Origin of the sequence: Candidatus Competibacter phosphatis (assembly GCF_012939995.1) — a bacterium.
Lineage (GTDB): Bacteria > Pseudomonadota > Gammaproteobacteria > Competibacterales > Competibacteraceae > Competibacter > Competibacter phosphatis.
In genome coordinates this window covers 79370-105395 of the sequence record NZ_SPMZ01000036.1, presented here as the reverse complement: position 1 = coordinate 105395, position 26026 = coordinate 79370, and the positions used below count along the sequence as shown (strand labels likewise).

The 26026-nt window shown below is 59.2% G+C and carries 25 protein-coding genes and 1 pseudogene; 16 read left to right on the top strand and 10 right to left on the bottom strand.

What is annotated here, in order from left to right; genetic code table 11:
* Together E4P82_RS13100 and E4P82_RS22210 are read right to left on the bottom strand one after the other, a co-directional pair.
* Positions 1–575, bottom strand: a 575-nt coding sequence (locus tag E4P82_RS13100; RefSeq protein ID WP_312915008.1) for a PKD domain-containing protein, incomplete at its 3' end; no start/stop codon positions are given.
* Positions 557–1321, bottom strand: coding sequence for a PKD domain-containing protein (locus tag E4P82_RS22210; RefSeq protein ID WP_478219231.1), 765 nt, complete (start codon positions 1319–1321; stop codon positions 557–559). The genes E4P82_RS22210 and E4P82_RS13100, both read right to left, overlap by 19 nt.
* Positions 1322–1992: 671 nt before the next feature.
* Here E4P82_RS22210 and E4P82_RS13090 point away from each other — a divergent pair.
* A complete protein-coding gene (locus E4P82_RS13090; RefSeq protein ID WP_211203142.1) occupies positions 1993–3288 on the top strand; it encodes a type III PLP-dependent enzyme domain-containing protein in 1296 nt (431 codons plus the stop codon).
* Positions 3289–3322: 34 nt separating this feature from the next.
* Here the strand turns inward: E4P82_RS13090 and E4P82_RS13085 are convergent, their stop codons facing one another.
* The 4 genes from E4P82_RS13085 to E4P82_RS13070 form a co-directional block, all read right to left on the bottom strand.
* A complete protein-coding gene (locus E4P82_RS13085) occupies positions 3323–3751 on the bottom strand; it encodes a universal stress protein (RefSeq protein ID WP_169249298.1) in 429 nt (142 codons plus the stop codon).
* A gap of 11 nt (positions 3752–3762) precedes the next feature.
* The gene (locus E4P82_RS13080) at positions 3763–6360 is read right to left on the bottom strand and encodes a TRAP transporter permease (RefSeq protein ID WP_169249297.1); all 2598 of its coding nucleotides are present in this window, start codon (positions 6358–6360) and stop codon (positions 3763–3765) included.
* 117 nt (positions 6361–6477) lie between these two features.
* Complete coding sequence (locus tag E4P82_RS13075; protein WP_169249296.1) at positions 6478–7449, bottom strand: TAXI family TRAP transporter solute-binding subunit; 972 nt, start codon at positions 7447–7449, stop codon at positions 6478–6480.
* Between the two features lie 249 nt (positions 7450–7698).
* Entirely contained in the window at positions 7699–8670 is a 972-nt protein-coding gene (locus E4P82_RS13070) for a TAXI family TRAP transporter solute-binding subunit (protein ID WP_420887114.1), read from the bottom strand.
* 617 nt (positions 8671–9287) lie between these two features.
* Between E4P82_RS13070 and nifB the strand changes: the two genes are divergently transcribed.
* The 6 genes and pseudogenes from nifB to E4P82_RS13045 all read left to right on the top strand — a co-directional run bounded on the left by nifB (position 9288) and on the right by E4P82_RS13045 (position 12633).
* On the top strand, positions 9288–10715 hold the full coding sequence (gene nifB / locus E4P82_RS13065; protein WP_169249294.1) for a nitrogenase cofactor biosynthesis protein NifB: 1428 nt from the start codon (positions 9288–9290) through the stop codon (positions 10713–10715).
* Positions 10716–10772: 57 nt separating this feature from the next.
* Entirely contained in the window at positions 10773–11060 is a 288-nt protein-coding gene (locus tag E4P82_RS13060; protein ID WP_169249293.1) for a 2Fe-2S iron-sulfur cluster binding domain-containing protein, read from the top strand.
* Positions 11061–11089: 29 nt separating this feature from the next.
* Positions 11090–11437: a 2Fe-2S iron-sulfur cluster-binding protein gene (locus E4P82_RS13055; RefSeq protein WP_169249292.1), complete on the top strand. Its 348-nt coding sequence runs from the start codon at positions 11090–11092 to the stop codon at positions 11435–11437.
* Between the two features lie 12 nt (positions 11438–11449).
* Positions 11450–11860, top strand: a pseudogene (locus E4P82_RS23235) (nitrogen fixation protein NifQ); the annotation flags it as partial.
* A 73-nt stretch (positions 11861–11933) separates the two neighbouring features.
* Positions 11934–12053 (top strand): nitrogen fixation protein NifQ, encoded by a 120-nt coding sequence (locus E4P82_RS22200; protein ID WP_246327570.1) that lies wholly within the window; start codon positions 11934–11936, stop codon positions 12051–12053.
* 85 nt (positions 12054–12138) lie between these two features.
* Positions 12139–12633 carry a universal stress protein gene (locus tag E4P82_RS13045; protein ID WP_169249291.1) on the top strand — a complete coding sequence of 165 codons (495 nt, stop codon included), beginning with the start codon at positions 12139–12141 and terminating at the stop codon, positions 12631–12633.
* A 59-nt stretch (positions 12634–12692) separates the two neighbouring features.
* Here E4P82_RS13045 and E4P82_RS13040 read toward each other — a convergent pair whose 3' ends face one another.
* The 4 genes from E4P82_RS13040 to E4P82_RS13025 all read right to left on the bottom strand — a co-directional run bounded on the left by E4P82_RS13040 (position 12693) and on the right by E4P82_RS13025 (position 17058).
* Positions 12693–14033 (bottom strand): TRAP transporter large permease, encoded by a 1341-nt coding sequence (locus E4P82_RS13040; RefSeq protein ID WP_169249290.1) that lies wholly within the window; start codon positions 14031–14033, stop codon positions 12693–12695.
* A gap of 5 nt (positions 14034–14038) precedes the next feature.
* A complete protein-coding gene (locus tag E4P82_RS13035) occupies positions 14039–14548 on the bottom strand; it encodes a TRAP transporter small permease subunit (RefSeq protein WP_169249289.1) in 510 nt (169 codons plus the stop codon).
* 144 nt (positions 14549–14692) lie between these two features.
* A complete protein-coding gene (locus tag E4P82_RS13030) occupies positions 14693–15850 on the bottom strand; it encodes a TRAP transporter substrate-binding protein (protein WP_169249288.1) in 1158 nt (385 codons plus the stop codon).
* A gap of 332 nt (positions 15851–16182) precedes the next feature.
* Positions 16183–17058, bottom strand: a complete 876-nt coding sequence (locus tag E4P82_RS13025) for an NAD(+)--dinitrogen-reductase ADP-D-ribosyltransferase (protein WP_169249287.1) — start codon at positions 17056–17058, stop codon at positions 16183–16185.
* Positions 17059–17201: 143 nt separating this feature from the next.
* Between E4P82_RS13025 and nifH the strand changes: the two genes are divergently transcribed.
* The 9 genes from nifH to nifN all read left to right on the top strand — a co-directional run bounded on the left by nifH (position 17202) and on the right by nifN (position 26016).
* Entirely contained in the window at positions 17202–18089 is an 888-nt protein-coding gene (nifH, locus tag E4P82_RS13020) for a nitrogenase iron protein (RefSeq protein WP_169249286.1), read from the top strand.
* Positions 18090–18118: 29 nt separating this feature from the next.
* Positions 18119–19588 (top strand): nitrogenase molybdenum-iron protein alpha chain, encoded by a 1470-nt coding sequence (nifD, locus tag E4P82_RS13015; protein ID WP_420887113.1) that lies wholly within the window; start codon positions 18119–18121, stop codon positions 19586–19588.
* Between the two features lie 86 nt (positions 19589–19674).
* On the top strand, positions 19675–21240 hold the full coding sequence (gene nifK / locus E4P82_RS13010) for a nitrogenase molybdenum-iron protein subunit beta (protein WP_169249285.1): 1566 nt from the start codon (positions 19675–19677) through the stop codon (positions 21238–21240).
* A 63-nt stretch (positions 21241–21303) separates the two neighbouring features.
* A complete protein-coding gene (gene nifT / locus E4P82_RS13005) occupies positions 21304–21516 on the top strand; it encodes a putative nitrogen fixation protein NifT (RefSeq protein ID WP_169249284.1) in 213 nt (70 codons plus the stop codon).
* Positions 21513–22226: a dinitrogenase iron-molybdenum cofactor biosynthesis protein gene (locus E4P82_RS13000; protein WP_169249283.1), complete on the top strand. Its 714-nt coding sequence runs from the start codon at positions 21513–21515 to the stop codon at positions 22224–22226. The genes nifT and E4P82_RS13000 overlap by 4 nt, the downstream gene beginning before the upstream one ends.
* Entirely contained in the window at positions 22223–22495 is a 273-nt protein-coding gene (locus E4P82_RS12995) for a DUF6129 family protein (protein ID WP_169249282.1), read from the top strand. The genes E4P82_RS13000 and E4P82_RS12995 overlap by 4 nt, the downstream gene beginning before the upstream one ends.
* A gap of 33 nt (positions 22496–22528) precedes the next feature.
* A complete protein-coding gene (locus E4P82_RS12990; RefSeq protein WP_169249281.1) occupies positions 22529–23053 on the top strand; it encodes a flavodoxin in 525 nt (174 codons plus the stop codon).
* A gap of 145 nt (positions 23054–23198) precedes the next feature.
* Positions 23199–24596, top strand: a complete 1398-nt coding sequence (nifE, locus tag E4P82_RS12985; protein WP_169249280.1) for a nitrogenase iron-molybdenum cofactor biosynthesis protein NifE — start codon at positions 23199–23201, stop codon at positions 24594–24596.
* Positions 24589–26016 (top strand): nitrogenase iron-molybdenum cofactor biosynthesis protein NifN, encoded by a 1428-nt coding sequence (nifN, locus tag E4P82_RS12980; protein WP_169249279.1) that lies wholly within the window; start codon positions 24589–24591, stop codon positions 26014–26016. Before nifE ends, nifN begins: the two co-directional genes overlap by 8 nt.
* Positions 26017–26026: the final 10 nt, after the last annotated feature.

Here is a 26026-nt window from a genome sequence, read left to right as displayed (position 1 = left end):
AGGTCAGCGCATCGCCGTCCACATCGTGCGAGCCGTCTGCCGTCCAGGGTAATGGTCGTGCCCACCCGACCGCTCTGGTCGGGGCCGGCATTAGCCACTGGTGGCGAATTTTCGGTGGTAATGGTGACGGTGTCGCTGTGCTCGGCCATGCCGTCGCTGACCAGCAACTGGACGACGTAGACCCCTGGGCGATCCAACACCAGGGTCGGATGCACCACGCTCGGATCGGAGAGTGTCGCCGCGCTGCCGGACGGCACCTCCAGCAGCGACCATTCGAAGGTCAGCGGATCGCCGTCCGCGTCACTGGAAGCGCTGCCGTCCAGGGTGACGGTCGCGCCCACCCGCGCGGTTTGATCGGGACCGGCATCGGCCACCGGCGGGCTGTTTTCGGTGGACACCACGACGTCGTCAGACTCGCTGTCGGCCCGGCCGTCGTTGACCACCAATCGGGCGGTGTAGGTGCCGAGCTGATCGACGGTGAAGGTCGGCTTGACCGCGCTGGGGTCGGAGAGCGCGGCCCGGCTGCCAGCCGGCGCCGTCAACGACCAGTGGTAGGTCAAGGCATCGCCGTCCACGTCGCGCGAGCCACCGCCGTCGAGGGTGACGAAGGTNGCCGATCCGCGCGGATTTGATCGGGACCGGCGTCGGCCACCGGCGGGGCNCCGTTTTCCGTGGTGATCACCACCGCGTCGGGTCTACTGTTGAGCTGACCGTCATTCACCACCAGCCGCGCGGTGTAGGCGCCGGGTTGGTCGACGGTGAAGGTCGGTTGGACCGCGTGGGGGTCGGACAGCACGGCACCGCTGCCGCTGGGTCCCCGCAGGGTCCAGGTATAGCTCAGGGCGTCACCGTCGGCGTCGGTGGAGCCGGTGCCGTCGAGGGTGACGAGGTTGCCGATCCGCGTGGTTCGATCGGGACCGGCGTCGGCCACCGGGCGGGTGTTGCTCGGCGTGCAGCGCAGGGTCGTGACGAGAAAGACACCGGGTTGGCCGGCCACTGACACGGTCAAGCGGTTGCGCTTCCACAACCGGACCGATTTACGGATTTGCGGGATGGTTTTCTTGAATTCGGACGGCCCGACCACCAGTCGGCCATTAAGCAGGATCGTGCCGCTGGTGACCCGAGTGGCCGGCTTGTCGCCGTTGTCGACGATCAGCGTGCAATCCGGTGCCCGGCGCGGTAGTTCGAATGAGCGGACCCAGTGTTGTGGGGCACCGGTGTCCCGGACGAAGCGTTCCGGGCCAAAGACCGTCACCGGTTCGGCGGTGAACGAAACCGGGCTGACCAGCAGCAAAAGGCCAATGCCTAGGACCGCCAACATCCCCAACAGCACGGAGGCACGGTTTCGCATCTCATCTCCCCTCATTCGCCAAAATAAAAGCCGCCAGCCTGTTCCATAGGTCGGCGACTCTCCACCCTTCTCATGAGAAGTTTGGTTTTAGTGTTTAATATTCATGACGATAATTTAGCGATAGCTTATAGAGATTCCATTTTGTATTTCAACAGAGTAAGTTAATCAGAAACATTTTTTTAGCGCGACATGCCATATCCTGATTAAATAAAGTTACATCAATGACTCTTGAGTCCCTCAATACACGCTATCCATGATGACGTACTGGAAGTCACCCAAGGTGAACAGTACTTCTTGTGTCTCCTAGCGACTTGCCGAGCCAGCATCTCGTGCTCCGGCGGCCTGTGCCCTTAAAATTCTGGTCATTCCATCGGCGGTAGCGACAAAACTTGGATGAGGCCGAAGATCAGACGCACCGTTACGGCGCGGCTTTGCGAGAGCGCTACAGTTTGACCGATCTACATGTTTTGCCGTGGTCGCGCTGAGCCTGGGCGGGTAGTATGGCGCGTGGTCGGATAAGTGCTTTCCAGCCGACAACTGCTTGAGAGCCAAATCGGCACGGCGCGTATCTCTTTGTCGGTTTCCGCGCTGACCGTAATCACAGACCATGGCCATTGCCGCCCACCAACAAGGAACCCGCCATGAACGACGACATCTCTCCCCGCAAGGAAACCGTGATGCAGGCGGCCGCCGCATACGGGCTACTCGGTGAAAAACATCTGCTGGCGGCCTTCATCGACATGGACGGTATCGAAAAGACCGTGGCGAGCCTGCGGGCAGCATTCGACGATCATTTCACCCACGCCTTCGCCGCCAAGGCCAATTGTCTGCACCGGGTACTCGCGCTGCTACGCCAATGTGGAATGGGATGCGAGGTCGCCAGCCCCGGCGAGTTCGCCCAAGCCCGCCGAGCCGGTTTCTTGCCTCACGAGATCGTGCTCGACTCCCCCGCCAAGACGCTGGGGGAAATCGAACAGGCACTGCGGCTGGGCATCGCGTTGAACATCGACAACTTCCAGGAACTGGAACGGGTGACGGCGTTGATGGCCACCTCGTCGTCGAATTCCGAGATCGGCATTCGTATCAACCCACAGGTCGGGGTCGGCACCATCGCCGCCACCAGTACCGCCACCCGAACCTCGAAATTCGGCATCCCGCTGGAGGATGCGGGCCAGCGAACCCGGCTGATTCAAGCCTATATCGAACGGCCGTGGTTGACCGGCGTGCATACCCACGTCGGCTCGCAAGGCTGCTCGCTGGAACTGATCGCCAGTGGGGTCGCCAAGGTGGTGACCTTCGCGGAGGAGATCAACGCCGCCGTGGGACGCCAACAGGTGCAAGTTCTCGATATCGGTGGAGGTTTACCGGTCAATTTTGCCAGCGACGAGTTCACGCCAGGCTATGACGAATACGCCGCGCTGCTGCGTACCCACGCGCCGGCGTTGTTTTCGGGTGCCTATCGGGTGATAACCGAGTTCGGGCGGTCGGTCGTGGCCAAGAATGGCTTCATCGCCGCCCGCGTGGAGTACACCAAAACCAGCGGCGACCGGCATATCGCCATCACCCATGCCGGGGCGCAAGTCGCGGCGCGCACGGTATTCCTGCCGGAAATGTGGGCCATTCGCCTGAGCGCCTTCGACGCGCAAGGGCGGTTCAAGCGGGGCGAAAAAATCCCGCAGGACGTGGCGGGTCCGTGCTGCTTCGCCGGCGATATCCTCGCCCACGAACGCCCGCTACCGCTGCTCGAACCGGGGGATTTCATCCTGGCCCACGACACCGGCGCCTATTATTTTTCCACACCCTTCCAGTACAACAGCCTCCCCGACGCCGCCGTCTACGGCTTTCACATCGGAGACGACCACGAAGTGCGTTTCGAACTGCTCAGGGCGGAACAATCCATCGAGCATGTCGTGGAAACATCGGGGTTATTCAAATAAAGCCATACGTTCTTCTCTGGACTTGCCCTCTGCTTCAATTTCTGACCACCAATACGGATCGATTGAAATGCCGGACCACCCGTTCCGCATTCGGGCCGACTAAAAAATCCCCCAATTCCGGACGATGCGAGGCCATGATGATGAGATCGGCACCGATTTCATTGGCCATTCGGATGATTTCCTTATACACGACGCCCTCGGCGACAATGTGCTGCACATGGACCTCGGAAGGCACATGCTCCTTGATGAACGCGTGCAAACGTTTGTTGGTATCCTCCACCATCTTGTTGCCGAAATTCTCGGGAAAATAACTACCGACCAGCGGCATGCTGAAATCGGGCACTACGGTGACCACATGCAGGCGCGAATTGAATGCCTTGCAATACTCAATGACGGACGGCAATACATTGATCCAAGAACTGTCTTGATTCAAATCGATGGGAAACAGGATGTCTTTATACATGGCGTTCTCCTTCAAGCGGCGGCCGGCGCCGTTTCGCGACCAAGACGTGCCCGTTGTAGTTTGACGATCAGCGCCAGCACCAGGAACGCGGGAATCCACAGCCATTCCTTCCGAGGCTGATCCAGGGGCAACAACACCCCGTGGATGCTTTGGTCGAAAGCCAAACCCGCTTTCTGGGCGGCGCTGCCGAAAGCGACGTTATCGACCAGCAGCTTGCCATCCTCCTCCAGCACTTCAAGACCGGTGTTCGTCAAGCGCTCCTCGCCCGTGGCACCATCACCCATCGGCAACACGGCCACGAAACTACGCGGTTTGCCAACTTCATCGGTGCCATCGATATGCAAGCGAATCTCCGTGCCCGGCGCCAGCTTGTCAGCTTCCGCCATCAATTCCGTGGGCGCCAGTTCCTGGTAAGGCGGAGAAATCATGTCCATCCAGAAACCGGGACGGAACAGCGTGAAGGCGATCAGCATCAGCAAAATGGATTCATAGAATCGACTTCGGGCAAAGAAATAGCCCTGCATGGCGGCGGCGAACAACAGCATGGCAACGGTGGCCACGACGAAAATAACGATGCCGTGCACCCAATCCACGTTGATCAGCAACAAATCGGTGTTGTAGATGAACAGAAAAGGCAGGATCGCGGTGCGCAGACTGTAGACGAAGGCCACAACGCCGGTTCTGATCGGATCGCCACCGGAAATCGCGGCGGCGGCAAAGGATGCCAAGCCCACCGGCGGCGTCACATCGGCCATGATGCCGAAGAAGAAGACGAACAAATGGACGGCGATCAGCGGAACGATCAAGCCCGACTGTTCGCCCAGGGTGACGATGACCGGCGCCAGCAGCGACGACACCACGATGTAGTTGGCGGTGGTGGGCAACCCCATGCCTAGAATCAGGCTGAGCACCGCCGTCAGAATCAACATCAGCAGGATATTGCCGAGCGACAGGATCTCCACCAGATCGGCCAACACCAGACCGACGCCAGTCTGGGAAACGGCGCCGACGATGATGCCGGCCGTCGCCGTGGCGATGCCGATGCCGATCATGTTGCGAGCACCGGCGATCAGTCCTTCGACCAGATCGTCGTAGCCGTGGCGAATGGCCGCGCCGAAATGGCCTTCGCCGCGAAACAACGCGAACAATGGCCTTTGGGTGAGCAGGATGAACACCATCAGCATGGTGGCCCAGAAGGCAGACAGGCCTGGCGACAAGCGCTCCACCATCAAGCACCAAACCAGCACGATGACCGGCAGGATAAAGTGCAAGCCAGACATGACGGTCGGCTTGGTCTCGGGCAGTTGGACCACCGGCGCGTTGGGATCGTCCAACTCCAACACGGGATACCGCGAACCGACCCAAACCAGCGCCACATAGACCACCGCCAGCAGCAGCGAAATCACCCAGGTGGCGGCATCACCCAAAGCCGGCTTCAACCAGCCGATGCCGTAATAGACCGCCATGGCCAGAATGGCGGTGGCGATAAATCCGAACAAGGTGCCAATGATGCGCTGCAGCCAAGGCTTGATCACGCCGGGTTTCGGCAAACCCTGCATGTTGGCCTTCAAGGCTTCCAGGTGAACGATATAAACCAGAGCGATATAGGAAATGATGGCTGGAACGAAGGCATGTTTGATGACTTCGAGATAGGAGATACCCACATATTCCACCATCAGGAAGGCGGCCGCGCCCATCACCGGCGGCATGATCTGGCCGTTGACCGAGGAAGCCACTTCGACCGCGCCGGCCTTCTCCGCCGAAAAACCGACCCGTTTCATCATGGGAATGGTGAAGGTGCCGGTGGTCACCACATTGGCGATGGAGGAACCTGAGATCAGCCCGGTCAGACCCGACGCCACGACGGCCGCCTTGGCCGGACCGCCGCGCATGTGCCCCAACATGGAAAAAGCCACTTTGATGAAATAGTTGCCCGCGCCCGCCTTGTCCAGCAGCGCCCCGAACAGCACGAACAGGAACACGAAACTGGTGGAGACGCCGAGGGCGATGCCGAACACGCCTTCGGTGGTAATCCATTGGTGATTGACCACCGCGTTCAGGCTGGCGCCCTTGTGGGCGATGATCCCCGGCATGTAAGGACCGGCAAAGGTGTAGCCCAGAAACAGCATGGCCATCACCATCAGCGGTGGACCCAGCGCCCGTCGCGTCGCCTCCAACAACAGGACCATGCCGACGCAAGCCACGATCACATCCTGGGTGTTGGGCGCACCGGGCCGCTGCGACAGCTCGTTATAGAACAGGAACAGGTAGCCGGCGCAAAAGGCGCCCACCGCCGCCATGATCCAGTCTTGCAGGGGAATGTAATGTCGCGGCGAGCGCTTCAGCGCGGGATACCCCAGAAAGGCCAGGAACACCGCGAACGCCAGATGGATGGAACGGGTTTCGGTGTCGTTGAATACGCCAAAGCCGACCATGAAGGGTAAAGGTGACGCGATCCATAATTGGAACAAAGACCAGGCGGCGGCCACGCCGAGCAGAACCTTCCGTGGTATGCCTCCCGGCGATCGGGCACCGGTATCCGCCTCGGCCACCAGGTCCTGCAGTTCCTCCTCCGACATCGCCGATTTTTTATCAACTTGCTCACTCATCAAGGTCCCCTTTACCCAGCAGCGCGCGTGGGTCGGTGGTGGATCAATGGCTTGGGAAACGAACACGTCTCATCGCCCGGGAAAAGACGATACGGCTTTCGCGAGTTTGCCGCTGGTTTACAGCCAGCCTTTTTCTCGATAGTAGCGCAGCGCCCCGTCGTGCAATGGCGCCGAAAGCCCGTCCTTGATCATGTCCGCTGTTTCCAGATTGGCGAACGCCGGATGTTGCTTCTTGAAATCGTCCAGATTTTCGAACACCGTCTTGACCAAAAGGTAGGCGGTGTCGGGGCTCAGCCTAGTGGAGGCAACGACCGTGGCCTTGACGCCAAAGGTGCTGACCGGTTTCGGGTTGCCCTTATAAATGCCGCCAGGTACCTGGGTGCGGGCGTAATACGGGTTGTCGGCCAGCAGGCGGTCGACCACCGGTCCCGTTACGGGCACGATGAAGGCATCGCACAGGTTGACGGCCTGAGCCACGGATGCATTCGGGTGTCCCACGACGTAGACCATGGCCTGTACGCGATCATGGCAAAGCGCCAGGGATTGCTCGGAGGCCGACAGCTCGTTGGCCAGGGAAAAGACATTCTTGTCCCAACCCTTGGCCGCCATGAGCACCTCCAGGGTGGCACGCTGGCCGGAGCCGGGGTTGCCGATGTTGACTCGTTTGCCCTTAAGGTCATCGAAGGATTCGATGCCGGCGTCGCGGCGGGCCACCACCGTAAAGGATTCCCCGTGGACGGAAAACAACGCCCGCAGGTCGGTATCCGGTCCCGCCGCTTCGAATGTTCCAGTACCGTTGACGGCATGATATTGCCAGTCGGACTGTACGATGCCGAGTTGCCGCTTAGCGGCCCGAATTTGCCGCAAGTTATCAATGGAACCATCCGTGGGCAGCGCCTTGCAGACAACACCATGCTGAGCGGTTTCAGCATTCAACAGTCGACAGATGGCCTGCCCAACCTGAAAGTACACGCCAGCGCGGCTGGCGGTCCCGATGGCGATCTCTTCGGCCTGGATCGGCCGCGCGACACCGATCCCCAAAGCCATCGAGGCGATGACGATGATGCTGACCAACCGACTCGTTTTCATAGGGTCTCTCTCACGGCGGTATCGGAAGAACACGAGTCAAATACTTACTGTGTTTTAAAGAGGGATCGAACGAGCGGGCAGCCTTTCCGGTCGCCCATTCACCAGGCTTAAGTGATTTTCAATAAAACAACGCTCATACCCGCCATTCCTACCAGGGTGGACATGGCCCACCCTGTTCAAGGACGTCATGCACGGAACTCATGGTGAACGGCGCCCACCTCACGGGTATTTTTGTTCAAGGGAATCGCCTTACTTCAACCAGCCTTTTTCCTTGTAGTACTTCACGGCGCCGTCGTGCAAGGGCGCGGACAGGCCGTCCTTAAGCATGTTGGCCGGCTGCAGATTGGCAAAGGCCGGATGCAGTTTCTTGAAGCGATCGAAATTGTCGAATACGGCTTTGACGACCACATAGATCGTGTCATCGGGGGTCTTGGTGGACGACACGAAGGTTGCGGTCACGCCAAAGGTCTTGACGTCTTCGTCGCTACCTGGATACATCTTGCCGGGAATGATGGAGACGGCGTAGTAAGGATAGGCTTGCACCAGCTTGTCCACTTCCGGGCCAGTGACGGGCACTATGATCGCATCGCAAGAGGAAGCGGCTTCCTGGATGGAACCGTTCGGATGACCGACCACATAGACCATGGCGTCGATCTTGTTGTCGCACAGCGCCTGGGCCTGCTCCGCCGCCTTCAATTCGGAGGCCAGTTGAAATACGCTGGTATCCCAGCCCTTTTCCTTCATCAACGCATCCATGGTGGCACGCTGGCCGGAACCGGGATTGCCGATATTGACTCGCTTGCCCTTGAGGTCGTCAAAGGTCTTGATCCCGGAGTCCTTGCGCGCCACCACGGTGAAGGATTCGGGATGCACCGCGAATACCGCGCGCAATTCCTTGAAAGGTCCCGCCGCTTCGAAATCGCCCTCGCCTTTCAGCGCCTTGTATTGCTGATCGGACTGAGCCACGCCCATGTCCTGTTCTCCGGCCCTGATCGCATTCAGATTGGCGACCGAACCACCAGTGGACGGCGCCGTGCATTTGATGCCGTGTTTGCTCTGTTCACGATTGACCAGCTTGCAGATAGATTGGCCCACGACGTAGTAGACGCCGGTCTGACCGCCGGTACCGATAGTGACGTATTTCTCTTCGGCGGCATTCGCGCCACTCAAACTCAGCAACAGGATTGCGGATAAAGCCGCGATCGCGGATCTTTTCATGATGACCTCCTTCTTTGGGTAACAAGAACGAATTTATCGCCCGATTTGACCGCACTGGATAGTAGGGCCGATTAAATGAACCATTCGAGAAAGTGGAAAATCAAACTGGCTGACGGACCACTAATTTCTCAATCATAATAATAAGTTATAAATATATAGTAGAAGAGACCTGATTTGTCTAATATTTTTTGGCTTAATGTTTTTCGTTGTTTTTTGGAAAATTACAACGAAAAAAACAAACCTGCGAATCCATTAAAAAAATGACATGACTATGCTGATTTGATTCTCCGAGAACCGACAATCCCAGCAATCCGCCATACTTATTCACGCAATGATTCCCATTCGATCACACCGCGCCCATCTGGCGGAAACCGGGCGTGATAACCAATTCGGACCCCACCCAACGTCACCCTTGTTCCATAACTAACAATCGCTCTCTTCCTCCTGTGGCAAACACCACAGACCGTTCTACTATCTGCAATAAAAATATTTTAAATCAATTAGTTATCTGTTGCTCTTTATCAGGCACGGCGGTTGCTAGGAGACTTGCGCCGCCCGCTTCCGGGCGGTGGCGGGTTAACGCCCGCTTTTCGACGATTTCGCCGCTTCGGGGGATACCCATGGAATCGAACAGCCGACCAACAGCCGCAGGTGATACGCCGGCGCTCCATCCCTGCTACTCCCCAGCAGCGCACCGGCATTTCGCCCGCTTGCATCTGGCGGTCGCGCCGAAATGCAACATTCAGTGCAACTACTGCAATCGTAAGTATCATTGCAGCAACGAATCACGCCCAGGCGTGGTGGCGGAACTACTGGAACCGGATCAGGCAATTCGGAAAGCGCTGGCGGTGGGCGCGGCGATCCCTCATCTGGCGGTGATCGGCGTAGCTGGACCCGGCGATCCGCTGGCCAATCCCGAACCGGTGTTCGCCACCTTGCGGGAACTGCGGGAACAAGCACCCGACCTCTTGTTGTGTCTGTCCACCAACGGACTGGCGCTGCCTGAACACGCCGATACGTTGGCGGAGCACGGCATTCATCATGTGACCATTACGATCAATTGCGTCGACCCCGACATCGGCGCCCAGATCTATCCGTGGATCGTCTGGCAGGGCCGCCGGCTGCGAGGACGCGAAGCAGCCGCCACATTGATCGCGCAGCAACTACGCGGCCTGGATCTACTCGTGGCGCGCGGCGTGCAAGTCAAGATTAATTCGGTGCTGATTCCGGGCATCAACGATACCCACATCCCGGAAGTCAACCGCATCGTCCGGGAAAAGGGCGCAATCCTGCACAACATCATGCCGCTGATCGCTCGACCGGAACACGGCACCCATTTCGGGCTCACCGGCCAGCGCGAGCCGACCACCGAAGAATTGGAGGCGACCCGCGCCGCTTGCGAAAGCGATGAAGGCATGATGAGTCATTGCCAGCAATGTCGCGCCGACGCCACCGGTCAGTTGGGCACGGACCGTAGCGGCGAATTCACCATGGACAAGGTCGAGGCGATGACGGTGGATCCACAAGCGGCCATGGCCAAACGGGCTGCGGTGCGCGCGGCCATCGTCCGTCGGCTGGAACAACCGCCGCTACCGTCGGCTCCACCGATCCGATCGACGGTGGTCACCCCGATACGCCCCCAAACTCTCGGAGAAACGCTGCGTATCGCGGTGGGTAGTCTGAACGGCCACACGATCGACGCTCATTTCGGACACCTGCGAGAACTGCTGATTTACGAGGTCTCCGCCGTTGAAAGTCGCCTGATCGAACGCCGCGAAATTGCCCGTTACTGTCATGGCGCCACCACCTGCGGCGATTCGGAAGACGCCATGGCAGGGGCGATCCTCGCCCTGCACGATTGCGCGGCGATCCTGTGCTCGCGGGTCGGGTTTACGCCCTGGCGGGCGCTGGAAGACGCGGGCATCCAACCCAACAGCGAACACGGCGGCGAAGAGATCGAAGATGCGCTTCGGGCCATCCATCGAGAATGGCGGACCAGCGGGCGGCTGACCGCGCCGCCACGCGCGGCGCAATCCACAAGCGCGTGAGCAAACCCTTCAACCACTACGACCACTACGACGTCCTTTCTGGAGAGAGAGAAACGCATGGCCAAGGCACAACTAAGCTTCGCCGATATTGGAGTTACGATCACGGTACCAGCCGGCACTCGGGTCATCGAGATTTCGGACAAGCTGAATTCCGGCATCGTTTACGGCTGCCGCGAAGGCGATTGCGGAACCTGCCTGATGAAGGTAACGCAAGGCATGGAAAATTTAAGCGAACCTTCGGCGCTAGAAGCCAAGATACTGAAGGAACACTTCGCCGGCCGGGATACCCGCCTTGCCTGCCAAGCCCAAGTCCTGGGCGGTGAGATTGTGGTACGTCCAGCCTAAAACTTTTAGCGCTTCTGGGGGATTCAGCGATGCCATTGATTACTTTTTCACATCCCGAACATGGGCTCAAAACCGTTTACGCCGCAGCCGGCAGCCATACCGAGACGATTCTGAAAATTGCCAAGGACAATCAGATTCCGATTGCCTTCGATTGCCAGGATGGCGAATGTGGCACTTGCCTAGTGAAGGTGTCGAGTATCGATAAAAAACCCCGGATGAGCGGCCCACCCACGGAGAAGGAAAGGAATCTCCTGAAGGAATTGGGCAAACTAACCGACGAGGATATCAGCCGCATCCTGGTGGACGACATCCCGCCGCCCTGGCGGCTGGCCTGTCAGATGATCGTGCGGGACGAAGAAATCCTGGTCGAATATTGACGGTCACTGCCCATGGAATTGTCGTCGCGGCCGGAACCGCTTACCGCTCCCGTCAATCCCGATCCTCGGGGGGAGCTGTATCGCATCCTGATGAGCCATCGGTGTGGCTTGCCCAACGACGATACCTTGGCGCAGATGCTGGCAACACAAGCCGTGGGCGGCGGAGCGCTGCCCATGGGCCTAGGGCTGGAGCCCGTTGACTTCGACACCTTGCTGGCACGGCATTTTCCCGGCGCTTCCCGGCCAATCGTCCCACCGCGCCCGGCACCGCGCTGGGATTCTCGGTTAGTGGAAGAGCTGGGCGAACTAATCAACTTGCTGCAGCTGTATCGGGCCGGGCGGGATGAATCCGAGCGCTGGCTGAGCGTGATCGTCGCCACCGGCTGCATGAGCAACGATCACCTTTGGGAGGATCTGGGCTTGTGGTCGCGGCGAAACTTAAGCGAATTGATGCAACGCAACTTCCCGACACTGGCGGCGAAAAAACGACCACGACATGAAGTGGAAGAAGTTTCTTTACAAGCAACTGTGCATTCAGGAAGGCGTTTATCTCTGCCGCGCGCCCTCCTGCGCGGTTTGTTGCGACTATTCCCAGTGTTTTGGCCCGGAAGAGTGACGCCGGAGACCGAATCGCCATTGTGTTATCCTAAACCCAAATTCGCTGCTCTTCACCTACTCCGCAGTCTTTTGGGAGCGCCGCCATGGATTACACGATTCGTACGATCCTCTATGCCACCGACCTGGGTCCGCATGGCGTGGAGGTTTTCAATCATGCCTTCTCGCTCGCCAAGCAGTATGGCGCCAAGATTCATGTGGTCCATGCGCTGGAACCGATGAGCGACTATGCGCAATCCCTGGTCGAAACCATGGTACCGCCCGATGCCCTGAAAACCTTGCATCAAGAAGGTTTCGAGCAGGTCAACCGGGAAATGCGCCGGCGACTGGAAAAGTTCTGCGCGGACCACCTCCATCCCGACGCGCATACGGTGGTGGCCGAGATGCGCGTCGTGGAAGGACACCCGGCACAAGTCATCCTGGATGAAGCCAAGCGGGTCGGCGCGGATTTGATCGTGCTGGGCTCCCATGGCCAAACCACCTTGGGTGAAATATTCATGGGGTCGGTGGCCCACAAGGTACTCATGAAAGCCCGTAGTCCAAAAATCCCGGTTTTTCTGGTCCCCATCGAACGCGAATAACTGTTTGGGTGTGTTTCAATACTCCGAAGACACTTGGATTTTTACCCAAAAAATGCGTTTTAGTTGCCGAAAAATAATGCCGGCAGCCAAGTGATCAAACCGGGAAAAACCACCATCAGTATCAATCCGAGGATCTGGATCGCGACAAAGGGAACGATGCCCTTGTAGATATCGCCCATCGTGTAAGCGGGAGGCGCCACGCCTTTGAAATAGAACAGGGCATAACCGAAAGGCGGTGTCAGAAATGAAGTCTGTAAGTTGATGCAGACCAACATCGCGAACCAGAGTGGATTGAAATCCAGATCCATGGCGATGGGGGTAAAAATCGGCACGGTGACCAGCAGGATCGCCGCCCAGTCGATGAACATGCCCAGAAAGAACACCACGGCCATCATGATCGCCAGGACCACATAGGGACTGACATCCATGCCCAGCAACAGATCGGCGACCACGTCGCCGCCACCGATGCTGAGAAAGACCACGCTGAACAGTTTGCCACCAACAAACAACAGCATGATCATGCAAGTAATTCTCAGGGTAGACACACAAGATTGCGCGATGATCTCCCAAGAAAGCATGCGGTTGACCAATGCCAGAATCAATGCCCCAAGTCCCCCCATGGCAGCCGCTTCGGTGGGCGTGGCGACGCCAGCCAAGATGGTGCCCATCACCAGTAAGATCAAACTGAAGGGTGGCAGGAAGCTCTTGAGAATCATGGCGGCCTTTTGTCCCGCTGTCAGCGTGTCCTCTTCGGCGGGGATCGGTGGACCCAGGCTGGGATTGATACCGCAGCGGATGGCGACGTAGGCCAAATACAGCCCGGACAGCACCAGTCCCGGCAGGATCGCGCCGGCGAACAGGTTCCCCACCGACGTTTCCTTCAAGCCAGTCAGCCCCCCGTATACCACTAGCATGATGCTCGGTGGAATGAGAATGCCCAGCGTACCCGAAGAGCAGATGATGCCAGCCGACATGCCCCGATCATAGCCTCGCCGCAACAGAGCCGGCCCCGCCATCAGACCCATGGCTACCACGGAGGCGCCGATGATGCCGGTCGTGGCGGCGAACACGGTGCTGACCACGATCACCGCCAGACCCAGTCCGCCGCGCACCTTGCCCATCGATCGATAAAGCGCGTCGAACAGCGCCTCGGAGACTTTGGAGCGATCCAGAATCTGCGCCATGAAAATGAATAGGGGAATGGCCACCAAGGTGTAATTGAGGAAGATGCCCCAATTGTTGTTGACGAACAGATCCAACAACGCCGGTACATTGAAGCCATTGTCGATCAAGCCAAACAACATGGCGACCGCCGCCAAGGTAATGGCCAGTGGATGTCCTAGGGGAATGCAGAGAATCAGCGTGAGAAACATCAACAAGGTCAGCAACTCGGGACTCATGGTCGTTATTCTCCGAAGAAAGCTGGCTGATTCAGACTGTGGAAATCCTGGATCAATTTGGCGATGCCCTGTAGAAAGAGCAGCACGAAACCGATGGCCATCAGTGTCTTGAACGGATAAAGCGGCGGCGCCCAGGAACTGGAGGCGACTTCCCATTGCATCCAGGCCGTACTTGCATAGATCACCGACCAGATGGAGATCAGCCCTATCGTCGGAATAAAGATCAGCAAATTGACCACGATTCTGAGCAAGGTCCGGGTGCGACTGGCCAGTCTAGCTTCGAAGACATCGATGGCGACATGGCCGTTATGCTTGTGGGTATAGCCCAGACCCAGTACGAAATGGACACCATAAAGGAAGGTCGTCGCCTCAAATCCCCAAGTGGTGGGTGCGTTGAAGCCGTAACGCATGATGACTTCATAGCTAACGACAGCCAATAAGGGTAGAACCAGGAAGGAGCTGTAATAGCCGGTGTTTTCATTCAAAGCGTCGATTGCCTGAGCGATTTTGCGCATACGCCATCCCTCCATACAATTTCGGCGGTTTCTAAACGGGGAAACGCGGAGACAGCTTCCAGCCGATTCAATAAGCCGGAAGTCTGCCTCACATCCTTCGGTGAAGTGAAAGGTGCTAAAAACTTTGGGTGAGGAAACGAACGATTATTGAGTGCGCTTTCCAGCGATGTAATCGTCCAGAGGCCATGGCGTCACACCGCTGCGGATTTCGCGCCATTCGGCGAAATCCTTGCGGAATTTATCCTGGGAATCGAGCACCTTTTTCACGTCGGGATACTTGGCCTTGAGCGCATCCAGATATTCCTTGGTCCGCTTGGCGAAGCTGGTGATGGTCTCGTCGTCCATGCGCACGAACTCGACCTTGCCCTTGAAACGCTCGATCGCCTCGATATTGAGATTTTCCTGCCAGGCGGTGGACCAGAGCTGGGTTTCCTTGGCGGCCGTGTCGACGATCCATTTCAGGTCGGACGGCAGTTTGTTCCAGGCATCTTTGTTGATGAAGAACGCGCACTGAACAGAGGGCTGATGGACGCCGGGTTCGATGACATATTTGGTGATTTCATCGAAGCCCATGGGGTAATTCATGGCCGGGGTGCTGAATTCGGCCGCGTCGATGACGCCACGCTCCAGCGCCAGATAGACTTCGCCGCCGGGCAGCGGCGTCACGCTGGCACCCAAGCTGTTCATAATGTCCATGTACCAGCCCGGAGTACGCACCCTCAAGCCTTTGAAATCCGTCATTTTCGTGGCTTTCTTATTGGAGAACAGGCCCATCTCCTGACCACCGTTGCCACCGGGCAACGCGTACAAGTTATATTGCCCGTACAGGTCCTGCATCATCTTCAGGCCGCCGCGCTCGTACAGCCAGATGTTGTAGCCCTCGGTATCCAGACCAAAAGGCACCGAAGCAAAGGCCACGAACGCTTCGTTCTTGCCCTTCCAGTAACCGGGCCAGTCGTGGCCGATCTGGGCCGAGCCCTTGCTGACGGCATCGAAACTTTCCATGGCGCCAACCAGCGAGCCGGCCGGGAAAAGCTTGATTTCCAGTCGGCCGCCGGAAGCGAGTGCAACGGTATCGGCGAAGTGTTGGGCCATGTCGTAGAACAGGAGGCCCTCGGTCCAGGGCATGACCATCTTCCATTTGAATTCCTCCTTGGACGGCTTGATGGTCCGTAATTCCTTCTTGACCTCTTCGTGCCGCTGATCGGCACCGAACTTCTCACGAGCCGCCGCAAAAGCGGATGTTGTCAGTATCAACGACAACACGGCCAGACCGCCTAACAAGGTTTTGAGTTTTATCATAAGTATGATCCTCCTTTGTGGTTTTCGAGCAAGATCGAACCGAAGCTCGACCTTGTCTAAACCTTAGGCTAGAAACTGGAAATTTCTACAGGATCATCAATGGACTGTAAAAACTCGCCGGCGGCGTGGGAACCGGACAGGCAGGGATCGACGCTGACAAACACCGGCTTAAGCAACGGGTTCTTCCCGGCCACAACTCCAGCAGTGCTCAACATATCCGCCAGAACACGGGGCCACACCACCCCTCTGGGTGGAAATTCGTGGAGAGAAGCTGGCGGCTCAGAACGATCCGCCGGGCAATTCATTACGCGTCGCGGCCAGCAGGACAACACTCAACACAACCTTTCCACCTCGTAAACCCCGCCAACCACCACGTATTCATCTTCGCCCTTCAGCATCCCCGGCAACATCCGGTTATAGAAAAATACCTTGGCCAGCGGGACCTGCACCCGCAGCAGATGGTCGCCGAACTCCTCGGCACGCTCGCGGCGGACGCTGAAGGAACTGAGGTTGTTGAGCAACACGACCCAACGCCGACGGTCGGGTTTGGCCAGCACTTGGTCGTCGCTGAAGCGGTTAAAGCCGCGATACAGGCTCAGATGCACCGCCGTCGGTTGCTGACGCCGCTGTTCGTACTGGGCATAGGCGTACAGCAGGTCGAGCTGCGCTTCCAGCGCATTGGTGTTGTACAACCCCCGGCTGCACGCCTCCAGAAACTGCATGTAGGTATCGTCCCGAATGCGGTCGTCCAGCAATCCTCCGTGATAACGCGCCAGCAGGCCGAAACGCGATTCCACCCAAGCTTTCAGCACCGCGCCTTCCTGACTGTTGGGATCGAAAGCCCAGCCGCGCACCATGCGTAAGTAATCGGCCCGCCCACGCAATTTGCGCCGGCCCGGCATCAGGCCCACGTCCTCTAGCGCCTCCAGCCGGAAGTATACCGTCATGTAGTCCATGAACCGCTGCGCCCGTTCGCCCGGCTCGGCCAACAGATCCAACGACCGAAACAACCGGTGATGCAATTCCGCCACCCCGTCCAGCAATAACGGAGCCGGATGGCGCTGAAAAGTCAGGCCGCCCAGAATCATCGCCGGCAGATTACAGCGGTTGATCGGTAGGTAGGAGCCTTTCGGTAGGCGCGGCCCGACTTCCACGGCCGGCGCCGCAATCGCATTGTCATCAACCCGACAAACCGTCGCGTTTGTCATGTCTGGTTTCGATCCCTATCGTCTCTGACCATGATTTATGATTATCAAACAATGAGTTATTTGCAGATCACCTTTTGGCACGGCGTTTGAACCGGGAAAAGTGAAAGCAAGATTCACCATTCAGCGACCGGAGAGCAAAAGCAATGATACGTCAATGCGCAATTTACGGGAAAGGCGGCATCGGCAAGTCCACCACCACCCAGAACTTGGTGGCGGGTTTGGCCGCCGAGGGCAAGAAAGTCATGATCGTGGGTTGCGATCCGAAAGCCGATTCGACCCGACTGATCCTGCATGCCAAGGCCCAGAACACGATCATGCAGATGGCCGCCGATGCGGGCACCGTCGAAGATCTGGAACTGGACGACGTGTTGAAAGTGGGTTACGGCGGCGTGCGTTGCGTCGAGTCCGGCGGCCCGGAACCTGGCGTCGGTTGCGCCGGGCGTGGCGTCATCACCGCGATCAACTTCCTGGAGGAAGAAGGCGCCTACGAGGAAGAACTCGACTTCGTGTTCTACGACGTGCTGGGCGACGTGGTGTGCGGCGGCTTCGCCATGCCCATTCGCGAAAACAAGGCCCAGGAAATCTACATCGTCGTATCCGGCGAGATGATGGCGATGTATGCCGCCAACAACATCGCCAAGGGTATCTGCAAATATGCCAATTCCGGCAAGGTGCGCTTGGCCGGACTGATCTGCAACTCGCGCAAGACCGACAAGGAAGCCGAATTGATCGGAGCACTGGCCGAACGGCTGGGCACCCAAATGATTCATTTCGTGCCACGCGACAACGTGGTGCAGCGAGCGGAAATTCGCCGGATGACGGTGATCGAGTACGACCCCACCGCCAAGCAGGCCGATGAATATCGCGAACTGGCGCGCAAGATCGTGGAAAACAAGAAACTGGTCATTCCCACACCGCTGACCATGGACGAGCTGGAAGAACTGCTTCTGGAATTCGGCATCCTCGACGAGGAAGACGAATCCATCGTCGGCAAGACCGCTGCTGATGAAGCCGCGCTGGCCGCTGCCTGAGGCCCACTGGAGTACACCTAATTATGACCATGAACCGCCAAGAAACCGAACAACTGATTCAGGAAGTGCTGGAAGTTTACCCGGAAGCCACCGGTAAGCAACGCGCCAAGCATCTGATGGCCAACGATCCCACTCTGGAAAAATCCAACAAGTGCATCGTTGCCAACAAGAAGGCGCTGCCCGGCGTGATGACCGCGCGCGGCTGCGCCTATGCCGGCGCCAAGGGCGTGGTGTGGGGACCGGTCAAGGATGTGGTCAACATCTCGCACGGCCCGGTCGGCTGCGGGCAATTTTCCCGCGCGGGCCGCCGTAACTACATCACCGGCCACAGTGGCGTCAACGTGTTCGGCGATATGAACTTCACCTCGGATTTCCAGGAGAAGGATGTGGTGTTCGGGGGCGACAAGAAGCTGGCCAAGTTGATCAGCGAGATCGATACCCTGTTCCCGCTGGCCAAGGGTGTCACCGTGCAGTCGGAATGCCCCATCGGCCTGATCGGCGACGACATCGAAGCCGTGGCCAAGAAATCGGCCCGGGAAATCGGTAAGGCGGTGGTGCCGGTACGCTGCGAAGGTTTCCGGGGCGTCTCCCAGTCCCTCGGCCACCATGTCGCCAACGACTCGTTGCGCGACTGGGTGCTGCATAACCGCGATGAAGACAACAGCTTCGAGTCCACGCCTTACGATGTGGCCATCACCGGCGACTACAACATCGGCGGTGACGCCTGGAGTTCGCGGGTATTGATGGAGGAGATCGGCCTGCGAGTGATCGCGCAATGGTCCGGCGATGGCTCGATCCCGGAAATGGAATCGACCCGCCACGCCAAGCTGAATCTGCTGCACTGCTACCGCTCGATGAATTACATCAGCCGGCATCTGGAAGAGAAGTACGGTATTCCCTACATGGAATACAACTTCTTCGGACCGACCAAGATCGCCGAGAGCCTGCGCAAGATCGCCTCGTTCTTCGACGACACCATCAAGGAAAACGCCGAACGAGTCATCGCCAGACATCAACCGGTCATGGACGCCATCATCGCCAAATACCGCCCCCGGTTGGAAGGCAAGCGGGTGATGCTGTTCGTCGGCGGCCTGCGGCCCCGTCACGTCATCGGCGCCTATGAAGATTTGGGGATGGAAATCATCGGCGCGGGCTACGAGTTCGCCCACAACGACGATTACGACCGCACCTTCAAGGAAGTGCAGGACGGCGCGCTGATCTACGACGACGCCACCAGCTTCGAGCTGGAATCCTTCGTGGAACGGCTGAAGCCCGATCTGATCGGTTCCGGCATCAAGGAAAAGTATGTGTTCCACAAGATGGGCATTCCGTTCCGGCAGATGCACTCCTGGGATTACTCCGGCCCCTATCACGGCTACGACGGTTTTGCCATCTTCGCCCGCGATATGGACATGACGATCAACAATCCCTGCTGGAAGAACTTACAGGCTCCCTGGAAACGCGGCGGCACTGAAGCGTTGGAATCGGCGGCCGCCTGAAACCCGTCGCTTGGGTGAGGCTACAGGCCATAACCCAACACTCTCACCGGTTGGGTTATGCGCTTCGCGCTAACGAGGATTTAGTCATGCAAGACGTTGAAACGATCAAACCAGGCTTTCCGCTGTTCAATACCGACGAATACCAAGAAGCCTTTGCCCGCAAGCGGGTGTTCGAGGAAGCGCCTCCACGCGAAAAATTGGAAGAAGTGTTCCAGTGGACGACCACCGAGGCTTACAAGGAACTGAATTTCCAGCGTGAAGCGCTGACCATCAACCCGGCCAAAGCCTGTCAGCCGTTGGGTGCGGTGTTATGCGCGCTGGGATTTTACAAGACGCTGCCTTATGTCCACGGTTCGCAGGGCTGCGTTGCCTATTTCCGCACCTACTTCAACCGCCATTTCCGCGAACCGATCGCCGCCGTCTCCGACTCGATGACCGAAGACGCGGCGGTATTCGGCGGACAGAAGAACATGTTCGAGGGGTTGGAGAACTCCAAGGTCATGTATCAGCCGGAAATGATCGCGGTGTCGACCACCTGCATGGCGGAAGTCATCGGCGACGACCTGAACGCCTTCATCACCAACGCCAAGAAGGACGGGCGGGTGCCGATGGATTTCCCCACCCCGTTCGCCCATACCCCGAGCTTTGTCGGCAGCCATACCACCGGCTGGGACAACATGATGGAAGGCATCCTGCGCTACTTCACCCTGAATTCGATGGAGGGTAAGACGGTCGGCAGCAACGGCAAGATCAACATCGTGGCCGGTTTCGAGACCTATCTCGGCAACCTCCGGGTGATCAAGCGGATGCTGAAGGAGATGGACGTCGATTACACCTTCCTGTCCGATCCCGAGGAAGTTCTCGACACCCCGACCGACGGCGAATTCCGCATGTACGCGGGCGGCACCACGCAAGACGAGCTCAAGGACGCGCCCAACGCCATCGATACGCTGTTGCTGCAACCGTGGCAGTTGCCCAAGACCAAGAAATATATCGAGGACACCTGGAAGCAACCCGCCAGCTCGATTCGCATCCCCATGGGACTGAGTTGGACCGACGATTTCCTGATGAAAGTATCGGAACTCACCGGCAAGCCGATCCCCGAGTCGTTGGCTCTGGAGCGCGGTCGGCTGCTGGACATGATGACCGACTCCCATACCTGGTTGCACGGCAAGCGTTTCTCGGTCTATGGCGATCCCGACTTCGTGACCGGCATGTGCCAATTCCTGTTGGAACTGGGCGCCGAACCCCTGCATGTGCTGTGCCACAACGCCAACAAACGCTGGACCAAGGACATCACCAAATTGCTCAAGGACTCGCCCTACGGTCAGGAAGCCGAAGTCTACGTCGGCAAGGATCTCTGGCATCTGCGTTCGCTGGTGTTCAGCAACAAGCCCGATTTCCTGATTGGCAACTCCTACGGCAAGTTCATTCAGCGCGACACCCTGCACAAGGGCAAGGAACACGAAGTGCCGCTGATTCGGATTGGTTTCCCGCTGTTCGACCGTCACCACCTGCACCGTGACACCACCCTGGGCTATGAAGGCGCAATGCACATGCTCAAGACCCTGGTGAATGCGGTAATGGAAAAACTCGATCAGGACACCATGACCCTGGGCGAAACCGATTACGCCTTCGATTTGATTCGTTGACGACCGACCGCACGGTGGAGACGGGTTGCCAAACCCGCTTCCACCGTGCTGGAGAACTCAGCCATGCCCAATGTCATGTTGCGGAACAATGCAGCCGGTCAACTGGTGTTATACATCACCAAGAAGGATCACGAGGAAACCGTGGTGGCGCTGGAACACTCGGGGCCCGGCGCTTGGGGTGGTGAAATGCAGTTGTCCGATGGTTCGCGATTCTATCTGGAACCCTTGGAACAAACGCCCAAGTTGCCATTGACCGTCAGAGTGAAGCGGCTATGACCGTCGACAATTCGCTACCGCGTTGCGTCGCGCTACGCATTGCCCTGGCGGCACGGCAACTCCCCGATACTAGTTCGGGCCAACTGCTGCGCATTCTGCTGGCGGCGTTGGACGAACCTCTGACCGAAATCAAGCTGAATGGCCTGACGGTCAAGGATCTCAAGAACGCCGCCGACGGTTCCCTGCGCGAAATCGACGGCGCCTTGTTGCGACAGGCGCTGAGCACCCTGAAAGGCGAAAACGAGGAGGATGCCTCGGCCCAAATCCCGCAACCCCAGCCTTATCGCGAGGGCGAGATGCCCCATTCCATCCGGCTGGCCTGCACGTCGAACAGCGGCGAGCGGTTGGATGGTCATTTCGGCTCCTGCGCCCGGTTTTTGATCTATCAGGTTTCGGCGACCGAAGCGCGGTTGATCGCGGTGCGCCCGGCACCCAACATCGCCCGGCTCAGTGTGGATCACAGCGCGGAGCGGGTGGCGCTGATCGGCGACTGCGACTTGCTGTGTGTGCTGTCCATCGGCGGACCGGCCGCCGCCCGGGTGGTGAACAGCGGCATCCACCCGATCAAGCGCGGCGCGATCGGCGACATCCAACCGCTGCTGACCGAATTGCAACAAGTGCTGGCCGGCGATCCGCCACCCTGGCTGGCCAAGCTCCGCGCACGGGCCGCCGCCGAACAACGGTCGGCGCGGGCGGAAACCACGTCATGATCACCCAACGCCAGCTCGCCGACATCGCCCGCCTGACCGCGGATCGCGGCTTGGACCACACCACCGCTTCTCATCTGCGTCAAGTGTACCCAGGAACCTACTTCACCTACTGCCTGGACGACGACATCAACGACATGGAACCCGCGTTGGAAGGCACCGGCTTCAACCTTTATCTGGTGGATGGACGCCAGCACTGCCTGCGCCTGACCAGCGATTTGCAGGTGGCCACCGGCATCGTACTGGCAGCGGTACTGGAAGAATCGAATTAACCCATTTATTCATGAAGCAAGAGGATATCGCCCATGGCCAAGATCGGATTGTTCTACGCCACCGACACCGGCAATACCCGCAAGATCGCCAAGCGGATCAAGAAGCAGTTCGAGGAAGGGGAAATCGAGCTGTTCGATGTCGCCAAGGCCACCCCGGACGCAATGAAGGATTGCGAGGCCCTGATCGTCGGCACCCCGACCCTGGGCGATGGCGAGTTGCCCGACACCTTGGCGGCATTCCTCGAACAAATGGATAGCAGCCACGTAAGCGGCAAGACCATCGCCATGTTCGGTCTGGGCGATCAGGTCGGCTACCCGACCGAATTCGTGGACGCGCTCGGCATTACCTACAAAAAGCTCAAGAAATTGGGTGCTAATTTGATCGGCGGATGGTCGGCGGAAGGTTACGAGTTCGAGAAATCCAAGGCTCTGCGCGACGGCGAGTTCGTTGGGTTGGTGCTCGATCAGGATAACCAAGCGGACCAGACCAACGAACGTCTGGAAGAATGGCTTGAACAAGTCAAGCCCGAGTTGCTGGGCGCGACGGTGACGGGTTGAGATCGATCGCGGGGAGCCGGGGGCAAGGGGACGGATCGATTTCCGTCCCCCACGCCCCGCCCTCTTGTTTCGCGCACCCTGCTCCCCCACTCCCTGAACGCTCCGCAACCCCGCGCCCGTTTGAGGACACTCCGAGGATCATCCGATGAAGCCCAGCGATCTCGCCGCACTGATCGACGAACCGGCTTGCACCCACAACCTGAAAAGCAAGTCCGGCTGCGCTCGCCCCAAACCGGGAGCCGCCGCCGGCGGCTGTGCCTTCGATGGCGCGCAGATCGCCCTACTACCCATTGCCGACGTTGCGCATATCGTGCATGGACCGATTTCCTGCGCCGGCAACTCCTGGGACAATCGCGGCGCCCGTTCCACCGGCCCCGCCCTGTACCGACTCGGCCTGACCACCGATCTCAGCGAGCAGGACGTGATCATGGGGCGTGGTGAAAAGCGCCTGTTTCACGCCATCAAGCAGGTGGTCGACAGCCATGCCCCGGCGGCGGTGTTCGTGTACAGCACCTGCGTGACGGCGCTGATCGGCGACGATCTGGAAGCGGTCTGCAAGGCGGCGGCGCGGCGCTGGGGCGTACCCGTCATTCCGATCGACTCGGCCGGTTTCTTCGGCAGCAAGAATCTGGGCAACCGGATTGCCGGCGAGGCAATGCTCAAGTACGTGATCGGCGGCCGCGAACCGGAACCGCCGCCGGTGGACTCCGCGCGACCGGAATTGCGGGTCCACGACATCAATCTGATCGGCGAATACAACATCGCCGGGGAACTGTGGCATACCCTGCCGCTGTTCGACGAATTGGGATTGCGGGTGTTGTGCTCCCTGTCCGGCGACGCCCGCTTCCAGGAAATCCAGACCATGCATCGGGCCGAGGTCAATATGGTGGTCTGTTCCCGCGCCATGCTGAATGTTGCCCGCAAGCTGAAGGAGCGCTATGGCGCACCCTGGTTCGAGGGCAGTTTTTACGGTGTGCGTGACGTATCCGCCGCCCTGCGCGATTTCGCCCGCCTGCTCGACGACCCGGATCTCCACACCCGCACCGAGGCACTGATCGCCCGTGAAGAAGCGCGGATCGATGCCGAACTGGCCCCGTGGCGGGAACGGCTGCGCGGCAAACGGGCGCTGCTGTACACCGGCGGGGTCAAATCCTGGTCCATCGTCGCCGCCCTGCAGGATCTGGGACTGACGGTGGTCGCCACCGGCACCAAGAAATCCACCGAGGAAGACAAGGAACGGATTCGGGAGTTGATGGGCGAGGATGCCCAAATGATCGACGATGGCAATCCGCGCGGTCTGCTCGATCTGGCCCGCGCCAACCAGGCCGACATCCTGATCGCCGGCGGCCGCAACATGTACACCGCCATCAAGGCCCGCCTGCCGTTTTTGGATGTCAATCAGGAACGGGAACACGGCTATGCCGGCTATCAGGGCATGGTGACGCTGGCGCGGCAACTGGTTCGCGCCCTGGAAAACCCGGTGTGGGACGCCGTGCGCCATCCCGCGCCCTGGACCACGCTCCCGGAGGCGGCTCATGGCTGAAATCGTTCGCCGCAACAAACCCCTGTCCGTCAGCCCGCTGAAAACCAGCCAACCGCTGGGCGCCAGCCTGGCGATACTTGGCCTCGATCGCGCCATCCCGCTGCTGCACGGTGCCCAGGGCTGCGCCGCCTTCGCCAAGGTGTTCTTCGTGCGTCATTTCCGCGAACCGATCCCGCTGCAAACCACCGCGCTGGACCAGATCAGCAGCATCATGGGCGCGGACGACAGCCTGCTCGAAGGGTTGAGCACCGTTTGCGAAAAGCACCGGCCGGCGGCGGTGGGCCTGTTGACCACCGGACTGACCGAAACGCAAGGCACCGATATCCATCGGGTGCTCAAAATCTTCCGCGAACGCCATCCGGAATTTCGGGCGATCCGTATCGTGCCGGTGAACACCCCGGACTTCAGCGGCGGCCTGGAATCCGGTTTCGCCGCGGCGGTACAGGCGATGATCGATCATTGGACCCCATCCGTCGCGGCCAGCGGCGTCCGACCCGGCCGCCGGCCCCGGCAAATCAACGTGCTGTGCGGACCCTCCCTGACGCCGGGTGATCTGGAAGCGCTGAAGGAGCTGATCGAGAGCTTCGATCTGCATCCGTTGCTGCTACCCGACCTGAGCGATTCCCTGGACGGTCATCTGGCCATCGACGAATTCTCGCCGCTCACCACCGGCGGTACCCCGGTCGCCGCCTTCGCCGCCCTGGGCGATGCCGCCGCCACCCTGGTCATCGGCGCGTCGCTGTATCCCGCCGCCGAACGACTGGCTCAGCGCACCGGTACGCCGCTGCATCGCTTTGACCACTTGTGGGGACTGGAGGCGAACGACCGTCTGATCATGACGCTGGCGGGGATCGCCGGCTGCCCGGTACCGGCGCGGCTGGAGCGGCAACGCGCGCAATTACAGGACGCCATGCTCGACACTCATTTTCTGCTTGGCCAAGCGCGACTGGCCATCGCCGCCGACGCCGATCTACTGCACGCCGCCTGCACGCTGGGCGTCGAGATCGGCGCGGAAATCGTGGCGGCGGTCACTTCCTGCCGCGCGACGGTGCTGGAGCGCATTCCGGTGGCCCAGGTGCATATCGGCGACCTGGAGGATGTGGAGCAATTGGCGCAACGGAACGAGGCGGAACTGCTGCTGGGCAACTCCCACATGGCGGATGTGGCCCAGCGCCTAGCCCTGCCGCTGCTGCGGATGGGCTTTCCGCTGTACGACCAGATCGGCGCTTACCGGCGCACCTGGATCGGTTATCGCGGTAGCCGGCAGACTCTGTTCGATCTAGCCAACGGCCTGCTCGGCGCGCATCAGCAACCGGTGATGCCTTACCACTCCCTGTATTCCCCAAAACCCGATCATCGGCCGGAGGAGCATGGACATGAAACTGCGACGGCATCTATGGATCGTCACGGGTGGCACTGAGGGAGCGGCG